The organism is Cyclobacterium qasimii M12-11B, from assembly GCF_000427295.1.
Classification (GTDB): Bacteria; Bacteroidota; Bacteroidia; order Cytophagales; family Cyclobacteriaceae; genus Cyclobacterium; species Cyclobacterium qasimii.
The window spans coordinates 159,440-179,239 of the sequence record NZ_ATNM01000191.1; the positions used below are offsets into that span (position 1 = coordinate 159,440).

14 protein-coding genes are annotated in these 19,800 nt (G+C 38.7%); 7 read left to right on the plus strand and 7 right to left on the minus strand.

The window, feature by feature from the left end; genetic code table 11:
- The first annotated feature begins 54 nt into the window (after positions 1 to 54).
- Together ADICYQ_RS23340 and ADICYQ_RS23345 are read left to right on the plus strand one after the other, a co-directional pair.
- Positions 55 to 3,576, plus strand: a complete 3,522-nt coding sequence (locus ADICYQ_RS23340) for a nitrate reductase (protein ID WP_020889350.1) — start codon at positions 55 to 57, stop codon at positions 3,574 to 3,576.
- Between the two features lie 162 nt (positions 3,577 to 3,738).
- Positions 3,739 to 5,169: a rubredoxin gene (locus ADICYQ_RS23345; protein WP_020889351.1), complete on the plus strand. Its 1,431-nt coding sequence runs from the start codon at positions 3,739 to 3,741 to the stop codon at positions 5,167 to 5,169.
- Between the two features lie 282 nt (positions 5,170 to 5,451).
- Here ADICYQ_RS23345 and cobA read toward each other — a convergent pair whose 3' ends face one another.
- Complete coding sequence (cobA, locus tag ADICYQ_RS23350; RefSeq protein WP_020889352.1) at positions 5,452 to 6,231, minus strand: uroporphyrinogen-III C-methyltransferase; 780 nt, start codon at positions 6,229 to 6,231, stop codon at positions 5,452 to 5,454.
- A 156-nt stretch (positions 6,232 to 6,387) separates the two neighbouring features.
- Between cobA and nirB the strand changes: the two genes are divergently transcribed.
- From nirB to ADICYQ_RS23370, 5 genes are all read left to right on the plus strand, one after another.
- On the plus strand, positions 6,388 to 8,886 hold the full coding sequence (gene nirB, locus ADICYQ_RS23355) for a nitrite reductase large subunit NirB (RefSeq protein ID WP_020889353.1): 2,499 nt from the start codon (positions 6,388 to 6,390) through the stop codon (positions 8,884 to 8,886).
- A 155-nt stretch (positions 8,887 to 9,041) separates the two neighbouring features.
- The gene (gene nirD / locus ADICYQ_RS23360; protein WP_020889354.1) at positions 9,042 to 9,419 is read left to right on the plus strand and encodes a nitrite reductase small subunit NirD; all 378 of its coding nucleotides are present in this window, start codon (positions 9,042 to 9,044) and stop codon (positions 9,417 to 9,419) included.
- 135 nt (positions 9,420 to 9,554) lie between these two features.
- Positions 9,555 to 10,226 carry a type IV pili methyl-accepting chemotaxis transducer N-terminal domain-containing protein gene (locus ADICYQ_RS29130; RefSeq protein ID WP_020889355.1) on the plus strand — a complete coding sequence of 224 codons (672 nt, stop codon included), beginning with the start codon at positions 9,555 to 9,557 and terminating at the stop codon, positions 10,224 to 10,226.
- 34 nt (positions 10,227 to 10,260) lie between these two features.
- The gene (locus ADICYQ_RS29135) at positions 10,261 to 11,370 is read left to right on the plus strand and encodes a PAS domain-containing sensor histidine kinase (protein WP_020889356.1); all 1,110 of its coding nucleotides are present in this window, start codon (positions 10,261 to 10,263) and stop codon (positions 11,368 to 11,370) included.
- Between the two features lie 19 nt (positions 11,371 to 11,389).
- Positions 11,390 to 12,067, plus strand: coding sequence for a response regulator transcription factor (locus tag ADICYQ_RS23370; RefSeq protein WP_020889357.1), 678 nt, complete (start codon positions 11,390 to 11,392; stop codon positions 12,065 to 12,067).
- A gap of 116 nt (positions 12,068 to 12,183) precedes the next feature.
- Here ADICYQ_RS23370 and ADICYQ_RS23375 read toward each other — a convergent pair whose 3' ends face one another.
- The 6 genes from ADICYQ_RS23375 to ADICYQ_RS23400 all read right to left on the minus strand — a co-directional run bounded on the left by ADICYQ_RS23375 (position 12,184) and on the right by ADICYQ_RS23400 (position 19,598).
- A complete protein-coding gene (locus ADICYQ_RS23375) occupies positions 12,184 to 13,518 on the minus strand; it encodes an MptA/MptB family glycosyltransferase (protein ID WP_174779575.1) in 1,335 nt (444 codons plus the stop codon).
- A gap of 10 nt (positions 13,519 to 13,528) precedes the next feature.
- Positions 13,529 to 14,413, minus strand: a complete 885-nt coding sequence (locus ADICYQ_RS23380; RefSeq protein ID WP_020889359.1) for a hypothetical protein — start codon at positions 14,411 to 14,413, stop codon at positions 13,529 to 13,531.
- 76 nt (positions 14,414 to 14,489) lie between these two features.
- Positions 14,490 to 15,170: a glycosyltransferase family 2 protein gene (locus ADICYQ_RS23385; protein ID WP_020889360.1), complete on the minus strand. Its 681-nt coding sequence runs from the start codon at positions 15,168 to 15,170 to the stop codon at positions 14,490 to 14,492.
- Between the two features lie 275 nt (positions 15,171 to 15,445).
- A complete protein-coding gene (locus ADICYQ_RS23390) occupies positions 15,446 to 16,690 on the minus strand; it encodes a cellulose synthase family protein (protein WP_316929337.1) in 1,245 nt (414 codons plus the stop codon).
- Between the two features lie 14 nt (positions 16,691 to 16,704).
- Positions 16,705 to 18,249, minus strand: coding sequence for a 4Fe-4S binding protein (locus ADICYQ_RS23395; RefSeq protein WP_020889362.1), 1,545 nt, complete (start codon positions 18,247 to 18,249; stop codon positions 16,705 to 16,707).
- On the minus strand, positions 18,246 to 19,598 hold the full coding sequence (locus ADICYQ_RS23400; protein WP_020889363.1) for an NAD(P)/FAD-dependent oxidoreductase: 1,353 nt from the start codon (positions 19,596 to 19,598) through the stop codon (positions 18,246 to 18,248). The genes ADICYQ_RS23395 and ADICYQ_RS23400 overlap by 4 nt, the downstream gene beginning before the upstream one ends.
- Between the last annotated feature and the right edge of the window lie 202 nt (positions 19,599 to 19,800).

Sequence of the window (19,800 nt, forward strand, 5' to 3'; positions counted from 1 at the left end):
CTAGATTAGGAATACCCATTTCTGACCAAAGTTAAATCTCAATCAAAAATAGCGATGTCATCAGCAGATATAAAATCTTATAAAAGCACCTGTTCATACTGTGGCGTAGGCTGTGGGGTTATTGTCAGTAAAGATAAAAAAGGGAAAATCAGTCTTAAAGGAGATCCTGATCATCCTGTCAATAAAGGAATGCTCTGCTCCAAAGGCATGAACTTACACTATGTAGTAGAAGACAAGTCAGACCGCCTTCTTCATCCTCAAATGCGCTGGGGAAAAACACATCCTTTGGAAAGGGTGGATTGGGATACTGCTTTGGATAGAGCTAGCGCCGTTTTTTCATCCATTATAGAAAAACACGGACCTGACTCAGTAGCGTTTTATGTTTCAGGGCAATGCCTGACTGAAGAATACTACCTTGTAAATAAGTTGACAAAAGGTTTTCTTAAAACCAATAATGTAGATACCAATTCCAGGCTTTGCATGAGTTCTGCAGTGATGGGCTATATTAAAACCCTCGGGGAAGACAGTGTTCCTATCTCTTATGATGACATTGAGCTGGCAGACTGCTTTTTTGTGGCTGGAGCAAATCCTGCCTGGTGCCATCCCATCCTTTGGAGAAGAATAGAAAAGCACAAAGAAGAAAACCCTCATGTAAAGATCATAGTAGTAGATCCCCGTGCCACTCAAAGTTGTTCCATTGCTGACCTCCACCTGCAACTGCATCCTGGCACCGATGAAGTTCTTTTTCTTGCTATGGGCAGATGCCTTATTGAGCAAGGTGATATCGATCTGCCATTCATAAAAAAACACACTGACGGATTTGAAGCCTATAAGGAATTGGTTATGAAAACCACCTTGCAGGAAGCTGCCGAAATATGTGGGCTATCTGAGGAAGATATAAAAACTGCTGCTTCTTTTATAGGCAATGCTAAAGGGTTTTTATCGCTTTGGACCATGGGCCTTAACCAAAGTGCTGATGGTGTCAATAAAAACCTGGCTTTAATAGACCTTAACTTGATCACAGGACACATAGGAAAACCTGGCTCAGGTCCTTTTAGCCTGACTGGTCAGCCGAATGCCATGGGTGGTCGTGAAGTGGGAGGCATGGCTACTTTGTTGGCCTGCCATCGAAACTTAAACAATCCTGAACACCGCTCAGAAGTTGCTGATTTTTGGGGAGTTGATGAAATTTCAGCTACCCCCGGTAAAACAGCTACTCAAATTTTTGAAGGGATTGAGGAAGGTTCAATTAAAGCCATCTGGGTCATTTGCACCAATCCCCTGGTAAGTATGCCAGACGCCCGAAAGGTAGAAGCGGCACTTAAAAAGGCAAGATTTGTAGTCGTTCAGGATATTTCCAATAAAAATGAAACCATTCCTTATGCCGATCTGGTGCTTCCTGCTGCCGGTTGGGGCGAAAAGGAAGGAACGATGACCAATTCAGAACGGAGAATTAGTTACCTGGATCAATTTAAACCTGCCCCGGGAGAGGCTTTATCTGATGCTGAAATTCTGATGCGTTTTGCCAAAAAAATGCAATTTTCAGGTTTTAATTTCAACAATATGGCTGAAGTTTATTCAGAATATTGTCAATTGACCAAAAACACAAACATTGACATTTCCGGCTTGGATTATGACTATTTAAAAAACCATGGATCAGTGCAATGGCCTTTTCTCAATAAAGATCAAGGAGGTACAAAACGGTTATTTACAGATCATAAATTTTATACCGCAAATGGTAAGGCGCAAATTATGGCTTCAGGTCTAAAGAGCGATTATGAAAAAACATCGGCAGATTTCCCACTTGTTCTAACGACAGGAAGAATAAGGGACCAATGGCACACCATGACCCGTACAGGTAAAGTCAATAAACTCAACACTCACATTCCAACACCATTTTTAGAAATCCATCCCGAGGATGCTTTGGAAAGAGGAATAATACAAGGCAAAACGGTGCTGGTTTCCGGCATTAGAGGAGAAGTTAGGCTTCATGCACAAGTAACAGATAAAATTAAAAAAGGCACTGTTTTTATGCCCATGCATTGGGGCAAAATCTTAGGAAATGATTTCGCCCGAGCCAATAACCTTACTGGCAATACGATCGATCCGGTTTCTAAACAACCCGATTTCAAGTATTCTGTTGTACAAGTTGCCCTATACAAAAACCCAAAGCAGAAAATAGTAATTGTGGGTGCAGGAGCAGCCGCCTATCGATTTATTAATTCTTACCGCGAATTCAACCAAGAAGATGAAATTCATGTTTTTTCTAAAGAAAAGTACCCTTTTTATAATCGGGTATTGCTACCAGATTATGTTAATGCGCATAAGAGCTGGGAAGACTTGTTAAAATTCAAATCACCAGCAGCAATGAATAAGCTAAATATAAGGCTGTTTGTTGAAAATGGAATAGAATCAATTGACCGCTCCAATAAGACTGTGACGGATGAAAATGGGAAAGTTCATCACTATGGCACCCTTATATTGGCTACCGGTAGCAGGGCTTTTATCCCAGGAGATGCTCCCATGCATCTACCAGGGGTATTTACCATGCGAAATCGGGAAAATGCAGATGATCTAAAGGAGTACCTAAACTATAAAGGACACGTCCTGATAGCTGGAGGCGGTTTGCTTGGTTTGGAACTGGCCGCTGCGCTGAGGGACATTGACATGAAAGTAACCATTGTCCAATTGGGATCACGATTAATGGAAAGGCAATTGGATCCTTTGGCTAGCTCTCTGCTGAGAGAGAGACTGGAAGAAATGGGAGTACAATTATTTATGAACAATCAATTGTCCCTGCTGGAATCCCACGGAGACAATAAAAACATCACCGCCAGCCTTAAAAGTGGGCAAAGTATTAATTGTAATGCAGTAGTTTATGCCATTGGAACACGCCCAAATATTGAATTGGGGAAATCCGCTGGATTAGTTTGTGGTCGAGGTATTAAAGTCAACGATTACCTTCAGACAAGTGACCCTGATATTTTTGCCATGGGAGAAATTGCTGAGCACAAAGGGAAATTAAATGGGATCACTGCAGCAGCTGAAATACAAGCTGATACAGCTTCCCGATTCATCACAGGAGATTTGCTTAGTAGCTATAAAGGAAGTGTCCCCATGAATATTTTGAAAATTGCAGACCTTGATCTATGCTCTATTGGAATACCAGAGGTACCTGCTCATGCGGAAGGTTATGAAGAAATCCTTTTGATAGATTCGGCTCAAACGTACTATAAAAAATGTATCGTATTTAAGGATCGTTTGGTAGGAGCCATTTTAATGGGAGACAAGTCTGAATTTGCAGAATTTAAAAAATTAATCGAAGAAAAGACCGAATTATCCAGCAAACGACAAGAACTCCTTAGAGGCAAATCAACGAAAGAAGAGATCATAGGAGAAGTGGTTTGTTCTTGTGGTCAGGTTGGTAAGGGAAACATTACCAAAGCCATCCAGTCTGGATGCAAGGAATTTAGAGCCCTTTGCCAACAAACCGGTGCAGGAATGGGATGTGGAAGTTGCAAACCAGAGGTCAAGGAAATTTTGGATGAAGAACTGCTTTCTATACTTCAGGTATAAACAAATATTAAACATGGGATTTTCGAAAATCAGAATGACTTAGCAATTAGTCATAACCTTGTTAAATAGATAAAACCCAATAAATTTACTAAGTGGGAAAGTTGTGTAGTGATTGTATGGCCTAATTACCGCTATACTATTTCGCAAAAATTAGAAAAAAGCATGAAAAAAGCAGATTTAGTCAGGGTATTTGTCAAAGGAGGAATTATTTCTCCTGGAGATTTTCTAAAAATGGTTCAAACCGTTGAGGCTTTAGGTACTAGTTATATTCATCTTGGCTCACGTCAAGATGTACTTTTTCCTTTGAAGGATAAAAACCTTGAATCCCTTAATAACACCTTTAACAGTATCGATACGGCATATGATACGGACGGAGAAGAATTTCATAATATCGTCTCCTCCTACCCTACTATAGATGTAATGCCAACGACGCATTGGCTGGCTTCTCATACCTACCACTATGTCCTGGACACATTTGATTACCGGCCCAAACTAAAAATCAACATTACCGACCCAGTTCAAAGCTTGGTACCTCTATTTACAGGTAACATTAACTTTGTAGCTTCCTCCATCGAAAACTATTGGTACCTGTATTTAAGTTTTCCAGAAATTGATACGAAGCCATGGTGTGCTCCTGACCTCATCTACAGCTATGATTTATCCAAAATCGCAAAAGAAATAGAGGAAATTAACCCTATAAAATGCGGCCTAAAATACAATGAGATTTATCAAAAAGTTCTCGAAACAATATCCCCCAATATTCAAAAAGTAGAGCAAGAACTGGATTATCCTGAAGGCACAACCCCGTACTATGAAGGCATGAACCGTATCGTTGGGGGAAAATATTGGCTGGGACTTTATTGGCGAAACAACAAGTTTTCCATTACATTTTTAATCGCCTTGTGTGAACTTTGTATCAAGACCAATATCGGGAAAATATGCTTAACTCCGTGGAAATCTATAATTGTCAAGGGAATTGCAGAAAAGGACCGGCTTAGTTGGGAGAAACTTCTTGGCAAATACGGTATCAATATCAGGCACAGTTCAATTGAACTAAACTGGCACTTGCCGGTCTTGGATGAAGAAGCGCTCGATTTAAAAAACTACCTTGTAAGGGCACTTGACAAGCAAGACATTAGCACTTATGGACTAAGCTTCTCTGTCAAAACCAGGCCCATGTCCCTATTCACTACTGTAGCCATAGAACGAGCGGAAAAAGACAAAGAAGATGATCCTGATTCTTTTAATATTCTTTATTCAAAGGATTTTAACCCAAACCTTTCTGAGTATTTTTACTTCGTGAAGAAAGTACCTTTAGAAACAATTCCGCCTTTATTAATCGAATTAAGTTATAAATATTACGATCAACTGGAGTCAGAAAAAACGCCAGAAAATTCTGATTTTAAAACTACTGATGTTAAGAAAAATCACAAGAAATACCAATGTACCAGTTGTCTCACCGTATTTGATGAAAAATATGGTGATCCTGAATCGAATATTGAACCTTACACCTCTTTTATAAAACTCCCTGAAAGCTATTCCTGCCCCGTGTGCGAGAGTCCTAAATCAGCTTATAAATTAATTGAAAATTGAGTTAACTACTTATAAAAGACAATATGAATAATTCCGGTAGTAACCTATTTTCAAAAACTGAACAGTTTGGTCGAGTTGCCTATCACAATCTTCGTTCTTAAGTTTAATAATGGTTGTGATAGGTAAAAAAAATAAGGCTTCTCTGCAAATTGTTACTGCCCACCTCTCTTCAACGGCATCACTTCTTCACATTATTCGAAGTGATGATTTTGGTAGGCTATTAAGATGATTTTATTTTAAAATCAGGTTAATGGCATTTGTGTTGCCTCATTTTAGGTTAAATCACTGAAGACTTTTCGCACTATTCATTCTTTCATCCTCTTGCAAAAACTCCTTTACTTGCTTTTCCCTTACCACTTTTCCTATAACGATTACAGCAGGAGAGGAAAGTGCAGCCTTCTCTTGTAAAGGTAGAATACTATTTAAATCACCGGAAATGAATCGTTCATTTGCTTTACTCCCATTTTGGATCATACAAATTGACTCCTTTTCTCCACGATACTTTGTGAATAAACTTACAATTTCAGAAAGCTTATTCATTCCCATAAGGATCACCACGGTTGCAGAAGATTGAGCAGCAAAATATAAATCTCTGGCTGAACTATGGTCTTTTAAAGTACCTGTCACAACCCAAAAACTCTCATTTACACCTCTTTTTGTTAAAGGAACGCCGCATATACCTGGGACTGACATGGCACTACTTATCCCTGGAATGTAAGTAGTTGGGACACCATGCTTTTCCGCATATTCTAATTCTTCATGGCCACGACCAAATACGTAGGGATCTCCTCCTTTAAGACGGACGACATGACCACAGGTATTGGCCCAATTTACAATCATCTCATTAATCTCATCCTGGCGAAAGGAATGTGAACCGGCCCTTTTGCCTACAAAGATCTTTAAGGAAGTTGCGGGAGCATAATCTAACAATACCTCATTTGCCAAGGCATCATATAAAACAATGTCAGCACTTTCCAGTGCTTTAATAGCCTTAAGGGTGATCAACTCGGGATCTCCAGGGCCTGCTCCTACTATGGATAATCTTGCTGCTGTACTTTTCATTCCGTCATATTACTTATTTTCAAAACAAATTTAAGTAATTTTTTACGTATTTATACGTATTTTAAAAATTATATTTTAACTTAGCACTCGATTTAAAGGACAATTATTAAACAGAATACTTAGAAAGGCAATCATCCAACCATAATAAAACTCAGTATGACAAAGATAGTAGTAATCGGAAATGGAATGGTAGGTTACAAATTTTGTGAAAAACTACGACAAGCCTCTCCTATAAGTGACTTTGAAATCACTGTTTTTGGAGAAGAACCTTGGCCTGCTTATGACAGGGTTCATTTAAGTGATTATTTTACAGGGTCCACTGCTGATGATTTGATTATGGCTCCCCTTACCTGGTATGATGAAAACAAAATTGACCTGAGAAGAAATGAACTCGTAATAGAGATCAACCGAGAGCAAAAAAAGGTCATTAGTCATACTGGTAGGGAGGTACACTACGACAAGTTGATTCTAGCAACTGGATCGGCGGCTATGGTGCCTCCTATCGAAGGGGTTGAAAAAAAGGGTGTTTTTGTGTACAGGACTTTAGAAGACCTGGATGCGATAATTAATTTTGGTAAAAATGTTAAATCAGCGGCAGTAATTGGAGGTGGGCTTCTTGGGCTTGAGGCGGCGAAAGCTGTTCGTGACTTGGGGCTAAAAACCCATGTAGTTGAATTTGCCCCAAGATTGATGCCAAGGCAGTTGGATGAAGAAGGTTCTTCAATTCTTAAATCAAAATTGGAAGATTTAGGACTTTCCATCCACCTCAACAAGAACACCCAAAGAATTAAAGGAAACGGAAAGCTAAGTGGATTGGACTTTAAAGATGGCTCTGATTTACCTGTGGACATGTTGGTTATTTCTGCCGGAATAAAACCCCGGGACGAACTGGCAAAAAGCAGCGGACTTTCATATGCTGCCCGTGGAGGGGTGGTTGTGAATGAATTTCTTCAAACTATGGAGGACAAAGATATCTTTGCCATTGGTGAAGTAGCATCCTACCAAAGCATGGTTTACGGGCTTGTAGCACCAGGTTATGAGATGGCTACCCAAGTGGTAAATCAACTTACTGGAAAGGAAGTTAGGCCATTCCTCGGGTATGACATGTCTACGAAATTAAAACTTATAGGAGTAGATGTAGCCAGCTTTGGTGATTCCTTTGGAACCCTGGAACCATCAATTCCAATAGTTTATCAAAACAAAAATTCAGGACAATACAAAAGAATAAATATATCAATGGACGGCAAACGTCTATTGGGAGGAATATTGGTAGGAGATGCTTCCGCCTATGGCATGCTTTTGCAGATGACGCAAAACAAAATGCCCTTACCTCCTAATCCTGAAGACCTGATCCTTGGTGCAAGAGGTGGTAAAGAATCTTCTGGCGCAGGAGTGGATGACCTTCCATCAGAGGCACAAATCTGTTCCTGCGAAAATGTAAGCAAAGGAGCAATTTGTAAAATTATTGAAGAGGATGGCGTTACCAAATTAGATGAAATAAAAACCTGTACTAAAGCAGGGACTGGATGTGGTGGCTGTATACCTATGGTCAACGACTTGTTGAAAAGTCAACTCAAAGCCATGGGAAAACAGGTCAAAAACAACCTTTGCGAGCATTTTCTTTATTCCCGACAAGAGCTTTTGGACCTGGTAAAAATAAAAAGCATCAAAACATACGATGAACTACTTAACCAATATGGCAATGGGGATGGCTGCGAAATATGCAAACCTGCGGTAGCCTCTATTCTTTCCAGTACCTGGAATGAGCTCATTACCAAACAGGATACCATTCAAGACTCCAATGACCGATATTTGGCCAATATTCAAAAAGGAGGAACCTATTCGGTCGTTCCACGAATACCTGGAGGAGAAATCAGCCCTTCAAAATTAATTGTTATCGCTCAGGTAGCTGAAAAATACGGCCTATATACAAAGATCACAGGAGGGCAAAGAATAGATATGTTCGGCGCAAGAGTAGACCAGCTTCCTGATATTTGGGAAGAATTAATTCTTGAGGGCTTTGAAAGTGGCCATGCCTACGGTAAATCCCTTAGAACTGTTAAAAGCTGCGTGGGGTCAACATGGTGTCGTTACGGCGTACAGGATGCTGTTTCCTTTGCCATCCAGGTAGAAGAAAGGTACCGGGGCTTACGTTCTCCCCATAAATTAAAAGGAGCCGTATCCGGCTGTATCCGTGAATGTGCTGAAGCACAAAGCAAAGACTTTGGTATCATCGCCACTGAAAAAGGCTGGAACCTATATGTAGGAGGCAATGGAGGCTCAAAACCTCAGCATGCCAAATTACTTATCAATGATATAGACAGTGCCACCTGTTTGAAATACATAGACCGTTACCTAATGTTTTATATCCGAACAGCAGACCCTTTAACAAGAACTTCAACCTGGCTCAACAAACTGGAAGGTGGTGTAGACTACCTTCGAGATGTCGTGGTGAATGATTGTCTCAATATCGGAGAAGAACTGGAAAAAGAGATGGAATTTACGATTCAAACCTATTCCTGTGAATGGAAAGAAGTAGTAAACAACCCTAAATTAAGGGCTAAATTCAAACATTTCTTAAATGATGATCATGGGGATCCACAGGTGAAATTCAAAACCATGCGAGATCAAAAAATCCCTGCTACATGGGGATAGTGATTGAGCCAAAAACACATGTAATGAAAAAGCTATTATTGTGCGCAAATACTTCTTGCATAAATTTTAGACAATCCATTCATTACTTATACTAATATTAAACCGGATATAGGCATACCATATCACCTATTTCTTTCATTTTAAACACTAATAAGATGACAACATTACAGGAAATGTACAAAACAGCAGACCATTCCAAGATCACCACATGGTTCAAAGCCGCCCCTGTATCCGCTCTTCCCGAAAATGGTGGTGCATGTGTGAAATACAAAGATCTGCAGATTGCCATTTACAATTTTACGAGAAGAAAAGAATGGTATGCATGTCAAAACCTGTGTCCACATAAAATGCAAATGGCACTGTCTAGAGGCATGATTGGGTCTGATGGAGATGAGCCAAAAGTAGCATGTCCTTTCCATAAAAAAACATTTTCATTGCGATCTGGGAAAAATTTAAATGGCGACAGTTGTGATATCGCCACCTACCCCATCAAGGTTGAGGATGGGTATGTTTACATAGGCTTTGAAGAATAAAGCATCTTTAGCATGTCATAAAGAAATAGGTAAGCAGGGTTTAAACAATAAATCCTGCTTACCTATTTTTATTTATTCTTCCTCAGATGGGAATATTAAGTGGTTTTACGTATTTTTAACCAGCCAAAACCACGAATGGAAAGTCAATTATTGTCAAAAAAACCTAAATTCAATAAGCTGGGCAAGTATTATCTTGTAGCGTTATGTGCTATTGCCCTAAGTATCATCTTAAGTCAAATTCTGATTCAAAAATTCATTAGTGAACAGGAGAACGATTCCAGGGTTATTAACCTTTCTGGCCGACAACGAATGCTTAGCCAAAAGATCAGCAAATGTGTTCTATTATTGGCTGACACTTCCTACACATCAAAAGATAAATCAACACTAAAAGAACTTGATGGGGCCTTAGAGGAATGGAAAGAAGTCCATCATTTATTACAATGGGGGAACAATTCATTAGGAGAAGAAACCCAAAACAGTAAAAGAATTACGGCACTTTTTAGTTCAATCAAACAAGACTATGAAATCATAGTAAATGCTACCGAGGAAATTGTTCGTTTGCTAAAAAACGACATTAACACACCTAAAAGCAAGATATTAAAAGGCACTGAAATAGTTATCTCACAGGAGGCTAGTTTTCTGAAGAAAATGGACCAGATCGTTTATCAGTTTGATAATGAAGCGAAAACCAGGGTAATGAACCTTAAGAACATAGAAGCCTTTTTTTTGGCACTATCGTTAGGGGTCATCTTATTTGAAATATTTTTGTTTTATTCCATCTGCCAAAACCATCAAAAAGACATTTGAAATTCAAGAACGGTCTCAAAAGAAGTCCAAAAAAATGACCCTTGAATTGGGCTCCTTATACAGTTCACTCGAGCAGGCCTATCAGGATCTTCTAGAGGTAGATGTAGCAGTGGATGATTTCACAGTATATGGAAAATGTGAAGTAAACGGTGATTTTATAAATTTTTCACCGAAGTTCATCTCACTGATGGAATTTGAAGATAACAGGCCCAAAAACTTTTTTGATTGGATTCAATACCATGGATATGATGCCGATTATTTAAAAAACATAAAAAAAATGATTCTGAATGGCAATCCATGGAATGGAGAGATCAAAGTAGTCAATGAGGCGGGTGACTTTGTATGGCTAAAGGTAAATTTAATCCCAACCCAGAATGAACAGGGCCAACCAGACAGCGTCCTAATGATTACAACCGACAAGACCGAGAAAAAAGAAGCCGAGATCATTTCCCATGAAATAAATAAAGAAAAGATAGAAAAAAAGGTGAAAGAGCAACAGTTCCGTTCCGCTTTAATACTAGAAGGACAGGAGGAAGAACGAAAAAGAATTTCCAGAGACATGCACGATGGCGTTGGTCAAATTCTATCGGCAATGAAATTTAACTTGGAAGCCATTCATAATGTTGGTTTAGAATTTGAAAAGGAGAAGCTTAAAACCGTTAAGGATTTACTAAAAAATGTCATTCAAGAGGTTAGGCGAATTTCCTTTAACCTTACCCCAAGTGTTCTCTCCGATTATGGGATTGTGCCTGTACTTAATAAGTTTGCCCGAGAAATCACAAAAATCTCCAACCTTGAAGTAACCTTTGAAAATAAAACCGGCTTTCTTACCAGATTAGAGGGAAAAACGGAAAACAATATTTATCGGATTTGCCAGGAAGCAGTAAACAATGCCATCAAATACTCGGAAGCAAAAGAAGTGAAAATAACCGTTTCTCACAATTCACAATTTCTGAACCTGGAAATTGCGGACAATGGAAAAGGATTCGATATTAAAAAACTTGAAGAAAAAGGGCATTTCTCTACTTCTGGACATGGTATTTTCAATATTCGTGAGAGAGCAAATTTGATAAATGGGAATTGTCAAATTCACTCTGAGAAAGGCAAAGGCACCACCATTAGCATAAATGTACCCTTGGATTAAATGATTTATATTTCAGATAATGGAAAAGATTAAAGTTGTATTAGCAGATGACCACGTAGTTGTTCGAAGCGGCATCAAAAACCTTTTGGAAAATGAGGGCGATATAGTAGTAGTGGGAGAAGCCTCAAATGGAAAAGAGGCCTTGGAGGTTGTTGAGAAACTAAAACCGGACATGCTTATTATAGATATCCGCATGCCAGAAATGAATGGACTGGAGGCCACTAGAGAACTAAAAAATAACGGGACATCAATAAAGATTCTCATTTTATCGATGCACGACGATGAAGATTATATTTTACAATCTATCGAATGCGGTGCTTCTGGATACTTATTAAAGGACACCAGTAAGGAGGAGTTTTTAAAAGCAATCAAAGCCATACATCAGGGAGGGAAATATTTTAGTGGTGACATTAGCCAGGTATTGGTGAATAATTATTTAAATGGAAAAGATAGAAAAAACATTAAAAAAACCTCACCTGTCAATCATTATGATGTTACCAAAAGAGAAAAACAAATTCTTAAAATGATTGCTAGTGGCATAGGAAATAAAGAAATAGCTGAAAAATTAGGGAAAAGCATTCGTACGATAGAAACACATCGTTTTAATATTATGAAAAAACTTAAAGTCAATAATGTGGTTGAGCTTCTCAAAAGAATAGACGAAGACCCTGGATTAAAAGACCATATTGAGACCTAGTTAAATGATTTCACCAACTAAACTGATTTATTTCAAACATACAATGAGGCGCATCTAACGAAAAAAACCTTTCGACATATGAAAGGAATCTAACACAGTTTTCTTAGGCTAAATTGTTATACTTTAGTTGGTAGTGAATAAACTGTTGATTTATTTTTATAATGCCGGTATCCAGTAAGCACCAAAGCAATGAATAACAAGAGGTACTCCAAAGCGATAATTCGAAAATCTTCCACGAATTCCGGGTGAGAATAAGCATGATAGGACAGAAAAACCAAACCACTCCAAACAATAAACAGGTAATTGGCAGTAAATAGACTGATCCCCAGGGCTGGAATCAAGTACCATGGATGAACAGTTGTCTGAAGCAGCAAAAAAACCAAATACATCCAAACCATTTTTGCCGCCAAACTGGAAGTATTCCTATTCTTTTTAATCAACCCTATTCCCAACAGCAAGGCAGCTGCTATAAAGTTGAGGCTAGGGCCTAGTGAACCAATGGGATTATAATCTATAAAAAATCCAGAAAGCCATCTTAATTCATAATATATGGAGGCGTTGAACTCAAAAGTACTTTGGTAAAGGCGGAAACTGGAATAGAAATTTGTCAATCCACCCCCAACTATAAGCGGAGCAAAGAAAACCAATAGGGCTAAAATCGTAACCAATGTGAATTTAATGAAATCAGGTTTTTTCCAGGTATTTAGCCAGACAGGTGCTGTAAGCAATGGGCTTAATTTGAGCCCTACAGCCAAGCTCCAACCTAAGGCTGTTTTCTTTTCATTTTGCCGACTATAATAAAATAAGGCAATTAACAGCCCTGTCAATACTATTCCTTCAAAATGAAGATTTCCCGTCACCTCCATAATAACGAGTGGGTTGAACGCATACCAAGCCAATCTGTAACTGGGGAGTTTTAAACTGATTAATATCTCTTTGATCAACCACAGGTTGATCATTTCAAAAATCAGTACAATACATCTTAACGAAACGATATTGAGGAAAACATCCTCCCCTACCCAAGTAGAGATCCAAAAAAACAACTGATGTAAAGGTGGATATACTGAAAAATAATTGGGCGAGTTCATTTTATTTAGCAATGTTTCCCAGTAAACATTTTTGGGTATAGCACCATTTGCTAGCACTTCTCCTGGTAAGGCCGCATAAGGGTTAATTCCATTGCCAATTAATTGCCCATCAAAAAAATACCTGTAAAAGTCATCCGAGAGAACCGGCCAAGCTCCCATCAATAGCAATCTCAATACGAGTGCACTTAGGACGATAAAGCCAAAAGAATACTTGTGCTTTTTAGAAGAATGAACTAAAAACAGATAGGCACCAAAGCATAGCGAAAACAAAGTCAATTGCGGAATAAATGCAGAACGAGGTAAAAAATACCCCATCCCCACTATTGCTAAAGCATATAATAAAAGACCGAAATAAGTTTTCAATAATCTGTGCTTAATTGTTAAGTTTCAGTTCATCACGAAGGAATTCATCTTCCAATGCTTTTCTATCCCAGTAATCGATGACTTTAGTTCCTTTACGCACAGCTTTGGTCAACTCTTTTTTACCATTTTTATTTGTTTGTTCTTCTTCCCAGCCCAATATTTGGTAAGGGAACTCCTTTTCATAATTGATCCGTAGTATTCGGTTACCGGAGCTATAGGTCACTTCAAGTTGGCTTCTGTTTTCACTTATGTCAATGGCTCTAATAAAAGCTTCCTCTGCAATAAAATCCTGGTGGGTAAAACGTTGTTGAATTAAGGATGGCCACATCATTACGCTGCCAATTGGTACCTGATTAGGGTTAATTCTGATTAGATTCCACAGGTCATCTTCTGCGACACCCTCTATAGAAAATGACTTTTCACCTTCTTCTTCAAAATAAGAAAACAATTCCCCACTATAGTTATCCCCACTTTTCAAGTTTAGTTGGGTAAAGGATTGTCCACACCATTCCTGCGAGGTAGAGGTGAATTTAAGACCCTGAGTGGCCTCTTTGGTAGGGGTAAACGCAGAAAGCATCATGTGGTAGGGGTAAATACCCGTGACAAACTCCCTTGTTTGATTCATTTTGAGGACTGAAATTTTATCTCTTCCAGCTCCATCGGGATCATCAAGTTTTAAATGCTTTTTTCTGGAAAAATCCTCGGTAACGAAAATAAGTACTGCTTCACCCTCTCTTTCTTCTCCATACCGATATTGGCTAAGGTCATAGCTGTTGATTTCTGCTTTGCCTTGAAACCAAAAATCGCCCCATTCTTTAAAATCAACATTTTCCCTTTGAGGCCTATTACAAGAAAAACCTAGCAATACTATAAGTAAACCTATTAAACTTCTCATAACCTTTAATTTAATGTTTAATTTAAAGAAAATAATCGAAATTGACACCTGTATTTAAGGAAGTTATTCACAGGTATTATCTATACTTCCATATGGTGTAAAGTATTTTATACCCAGCACCAAAAACGCCCTTAACCGTTCCGCTAACTTTAGACACACCTATTCTTTTTCTATAATTGACTGGCACTTCGGTGTAAGAAAATCCACTTTTCACCGCTTTGATCTGCATCTCTATGGTCCACCCGTAATCAACATCCTGCATGTTTAGGGCTTGCAATTTATCCCAACGAATAGCACGAAATGGGCCCAAATCCGAAAATTCTGCATCAAATAACTTACACATTAATTTCGTTGCCAACCAGTTTCCAAAAACCTGAGGCACCGTCATCGACCCATTTTCTCTACTACCTTTAGCCCTAGAACCTATGACCATGTCCATGTCTTCGTGAAGAATAGGTTGAATGAGTTTTTCCATTTCTTCAGGAAAGTCACTGTAATCGGCATCCAGAAATACGACCAGTTCGGGAGGTGTATCCATCTGCTCCAAATAAGACAAACCTTTAAGGCAAGCTTTGCCATACCCTTTTTGAGGTTCATCCAACACTATAGCTCCTGCATCAAGCCCTACCTTTCTGGTATCATCGTTGGAATTGTTGTTCACCACGATGATGTTTCTCACAAACTCAGGAATATCAGCAATTACTTTACCAATGGCATTGGCTTCATTAAAAGCTGGAATGATTACATCTATCAACATAAATTGAATCTAAAAATCTATTTTAAGACTTCTTTAACAAACTGTTTATTAATAATAAGGCTATCTGGCGCTAGCCAAATAACTTCTAAAGGAAGTGATGCTTACTAAAGTAAAACCCACCGCTAGCATACTGTGAAATACTAGCATTTCATAGGTTGCTGTAAAAAAGCGAGAAAATGACCATCGCACTAAAAACTATCGCAAGAATAGCTTCCAGGTAAGCAGTAGGTGGTATCTTTAATTGATTGTAGGTATTGCCTACCCAGTTCTTCCCTTTACCTGTTAAGTTGTATTTGGGTGTACGAATAAAAGGAGATTTTTTTTCCTGTCAAACCTTCCCATACAGCCTGTGCATTGTGAACGGAAAGTCCCATTGAAACGGCTAGAAAAACAGGAAGTTCCCATAAAAATCTAAAGAAACTTCTTAAAGTGAATTTCTTTAGATTCAGATTGGCAAAAAAGTATACCGAGGCAATGATCACAAAACCAAAGAGAAAAAAAGCGGCAAGCTTAAAGTATTCTAATGGAATCATGCCTTTGTAAAAGCCCCACCAAACTGGAATACTAGACAAACTTACCAATAGTATCGCTATGAAAATCGTTGAATTCAGTAAGTGGGCTGCTGCATGTAATTTCACTGTCATAGGAAAAGACCCCGTCAATACATGGCCCAAATGCTTCTTCGCACATTCAGCCCCACCTTTTGTCCAGCGAAATTGTTGGGATTTTATCGCTGACATTACCGGTGGCAACTCAGCTGGAGAAACCACATCCGGTCTGTATACAAATTCCCAGCCTTTTTGCTGTGCCCTGTAGCTAAGGTCAAGATCTTCTGTAAGGGTGTCTGCATGCCAGTTACCAGCATCAAGGATACATGACTTTCTCCAAATGCCCCCCGTTCCATTAAAGTTTATAAAGGCTTTCTGTGCATTCCTCCCCATTTGCTCCACCATAAAATGGGCATCTAAAGCAAAAGCCTGAAGGCGGGTAAAAAGCGAGTAATCCTCATTCAGATGTCCCCACCTGGATTGAACCATACCTACTTTTTCATTTTCAAAATGGGAAACTGTTTTTAACAAGAATTGAGGATCTGGGACAAAATCTGCATCAAAAATGGCTATAAGCTCTCCTTTCGCAATTTCCAACCCTTCTTTTAACGCTCCGGCTTTAAACCCAGCTCTATCAACCCTGTGAATGTACTTAAAGTCAACCTCGGGATACGTTTTCAAACATTCTTTAATAATGTCTGAAGTTTCATCAGTGCTATCATCCAACAGCTGAATCTCAAGCTTGTTCATCGGGTATTGCATTTTTGCAATGGCATGAATAAGCCTTTCCACTACATATTTTTCATTGAAAATAGGCAACTGGATCGTCACAAAAGGGAGTGCTTTGTTTTCGACCGTAGCCATGGGCATTTTATTGTCTTTAAATCTAAAAAAATGCCATAATAAATTCGCTTGCGCAAAACTGTAAAATAAAATAAAACACATGGCAAGGCCATATATTACTAAAAACACATTCATCAACATTTCTATAATTTTGCTTTAACTGAGTCATTGCCTATAATAATCGGCATATCATTGATTCGGCCTTCCTCGTCACCATTTTCTAACTTCAATACTCCTCTTGGGCAAACTGCAGAACAGACCCCACAACCTACGCAAGAAGAACGTACAATGTTTTGGCCTCTTTGGGCATACCACCTAACGTCAATTCCCATTTCACAATAGGTGGAGCAATTGCCACAGGAAATACACTGACCTCCATTGGTAGTAATCCTAAACCTTGATTTAAATCTTTGGACCAATCCAAGATAGGCAGCCAAAGGACAACCAAATCTACACCATACTCGGTTCCCCATGAATGGATAAAAACCAGTACCAACCACACCCGCAAAAATAGAACCTATTGCAAATCCGTAAATGGAATGCAATTGATCGGTTGCCTGGCCTAATAGCTCAAAGCCCATGAAATAATTCGTAATGGTCAGTCCTGTCATTACAACAGCAAAAACCAGGACACCATGAATAAGGTATCTTTCTATTTGCCAAGATTTTACAGACTTATCGGACAATTGGCGGTAAGGGTCACCCAAGGTTTCTGCCAGGCCACCACAGCCACAAACCCAGCTACAATACCATCTCTTACCATAAAAATAGGTAAACAATGGTACACCTATAACTATTAGTAGAATTCCAAAAATAAGCATAAACATTCCCAGTGCACCGGAATTAATCATTCCATCCAACCGGTATTCGTAGAAAAAAGAATAATCTAGTGGCCAAATGTTTTTGAAATCATGCCAAGGTTTATTAAATAAAACCAAAATTTCGGGTAGGATAAAGGCAAATGACAATTGGAAAAACATTACAGAAGTCGTTCGAATCAACTGGTAATTATTCCCTTTGTATTTCCTGAACATCCTAAGGCCCATTACCACAATAGCAAATGAATAAATAAAACCATATAAAAACCATTGGCTGGCAGGCCCTCCTGATAGAAATATGCTTATAGGGTCTACCATTAAAACCAGATTTGTAAGGTATTCAGGAAACCAATATAGTAGGATGTAAAAAAGGATAAGGTAGGCACCGGTAATCATACCCAGCCATCCCCTGGCCATCATGGACGAAAAGAATATTCCGTCATTCTTTATCCCATCCGGAACCCCGCGATACAAAGGCAATATGTATAAAAGGCCTCCCAAAATTGTAAGCCCAATGGATAAGGACAAGAAAATTAGGGGATGCTCTTTGACAGGTCCTATGGAAGATGCTTTGGTGATTGAGAAGGAATAATCATCCCAGATAACCTTATCCCATTCCTGGTTACTCTTTAAAGTCTCATTGTAGGAATTGAAATAATCTTTGAATGAAGAAATAAAAGCAAAGTTAGAAGTATACAGTTTCCCAAACATGGGTCTAAGCACTTCAACCATTGCTTCGTTATGAATGTCTTTTGTGGCTGCAATAGTAGTTGCTTCATCCAGTTGGTAGCTGCCCAAAAAAGGTGTAACAGTGAAAATCACCAAACCAACTATGGTAAGTAACACCCCAATTTTTTGTAGAATTTTCATGAGTTGTATCCAAATATTTTTTGAAAAATAGATTTTTTAGAAAGCTGTACATCTCTGCCCTTCTCTTGATTGTATTTATTAACCACCTCCATATGGTAGTCTTTATAGAATTCCGGATTAAAACTGGCTTCTCGCAGTTGTTTCATAAGCCTATCGGCTTTCCATCCTTCCTTAATTGCGGTATCAAAAAACTCGTGTCTCATCCTCCAACCGAATACATTGGTGGCTAGAATGCGGTCTTCTGCGTCAAATAACAATCTTATTGCCATTTTCCCTTTATCATCCTCCCAATAAAACGACCACTTATCTTCGCCCCATGAAGTTGGTAAAAACCCATAGGTTTGGTACTCAATGTCAAAAAACTTCGCAGAATTAAACCAAATCCCTGGTTTATAATCTACTTGGTTGTCATGCGTAAGGTTGTAAGCCAGCGTTTCGCCATGCATCCTTCCCGTATACCACACTTGTTCAATATTTTTTCTATCAGGCCCAGGAGCTTCAGTAAATTCAACACAATCTCCTATGGAGTAAACTTCAGGAATATTGGTTTGAAATTTTTTGTTGACGACTATACCTCTATTGGTTTTTAAGCCTGAATTTTTCAGAAAATCTATATTTGGACTGACTCCAGCAGTTAAACCAACAAACTCACAAGGTATAATTTCTCCAGTCGAAGTTTTCACAGCTTTGACCTCTCCATTGCCATCATCTAAAATTTCTGATAATTCGGTAGACAACCTTAAATCTATATGGTGTTCTTTAATATGCCTGGCGACTAATTGAGCCTCTTCTGGAGGCAGTACATTGTCCCAAAAACATTTACCTCTCACCAAAAAAGTAACGGGTATTTTTCGCGTGGCGAACATTTCAGCCATTTCAACGCCTATCAGGCCACCACCTACAATTACAGCTCGGGTGATGGCACTTGTACGCTTTTCCATGCTATTCAAATCTTGCATGCTGTACAATCCCTGAACTCCCAAAAGATCCTGCCCTGGCCATCCAAATTTATTGGGTTTGGAGCCAGTAGCTAAAATCAATCTATCATAGGAAAGCTTTTCCCCATTTTCAAACGATAAAGACTTAAGGTCAAAATCCACTTGTTTCACCCAGCCAGATTTTAGGTCAATTCGGTTTTTACTCCAAAAATCATCCGCATAAGGTTTGGTATGTTCATACTTCATATGCCCCATGTAGATATACATCAAGGCTGTACGTGAGAAAAAATAATCCGTTTCACCAGAAACAATTGTGATTTTCACTTGACTGTCTACTTTTCTAATATGTCGTGCACAAGTAACTCCTGAAATACCATTTCCTACAATAACAATCTGATTAGATGCTTCCATAAATCAATTTATGACAAAATTTCCATTTGACCCCAAAATGAACAATATTGGTTTTATTACATGATAGAATTACTTTCTGAGAAGACTCAGAAAACTCCATGACAAAATCCCAGTTTAAACTTAGCTGCTTGGATGCTATTTTCTATTGCTTCAAAATAACCCTTCCACTTGCATAATTGTGGTGATATTATACAAATTGCCC

Bases quoted from the DNA above. Each gene is read 5' to 3' on its own strand.
- ADICYQ_RS23395 (WP_020889362.1), bottom strand. From the start codon at position 18,249: ATGAAAATTCTACAAAAAATTGGGGTGTTACTTACCATAGTTGGTTTG.
- ADICYQ_RS23340 (WP_020889350.1), top strand. From the start codon at position 55: ATGTCATCAGCAGATATAAAATCTTATAAAAGCACCTGTTCATACTGT.
- nirB (WP_020889353.1), top strand. From the start codon at position 6,388: ATGACAAAGATAGTAGTAATCGGAAATGGAATGGTAGGTTACAAATTT.
- ADICYQ_RS23345 (WP_020889351.1), top strand. From the start codon at position 3,739: ATGAAAAAAGCAGATTTAGTCAGGGTATTTGTCAAAGGAGGAATTATT.
- nirD (WP_020889354.1), top strand. From the start codon at position 9,042: ATGACAACATTACAGGAAATGTACAAAACAGCAGACCATTCCAAGATC.
- ADICYQ_RS23380 (WP_020889359.1), bottom strand. From the start codon at position 14,413: ATGAGAAGTTTAATAGGTTTACTTATAGTATTGCTAGGTTTTTCTTGT.
- ADICYQ_RS23370 (WP_020889357.1), top strand. From the start codon at position 11,390: ATGGAAAAGATTAAAGTTGTATTAGCAGATGACCACGTAGTTGTTCGA.
- cobA (WP_020889352.1), bottom strand. From the start codon at position 6,231: ATGAAAAGTACAGCAGCAAGATTATCCATAGTAGGAGCAGGCCCTGGA.
- ADICYQ_RS23400 (WP_020889363.1), bottom strand. From the start codon at position 19,598: ATGGAAGCATCTAATCAGATTGTTATTGTAGGAAATGGTATTTCAGGA.
- ADICYQ_RS29135 (WP_020889356.1), top strand. From the start codon at position 10,261: ATGACCCTTGAATTGGGCTCCTTATACAGTTCACTCGAGCAGGCCTAT.
- ADICYQ_RS23385 (WP_020889360.1), bottom strand. From the start codon at position 15,170: ATGTTGATAGATGTAATCATTCCAGCTTTTAATGAAGCCAATGCCATT.
- ADICYQ_RS29130 (WP_020889355.1), top strand. From the start codon at position 9,555: ATGGAAAGTCAATTATTGTCAAAAAAACCTAAATTCAATAAGCTGGGC.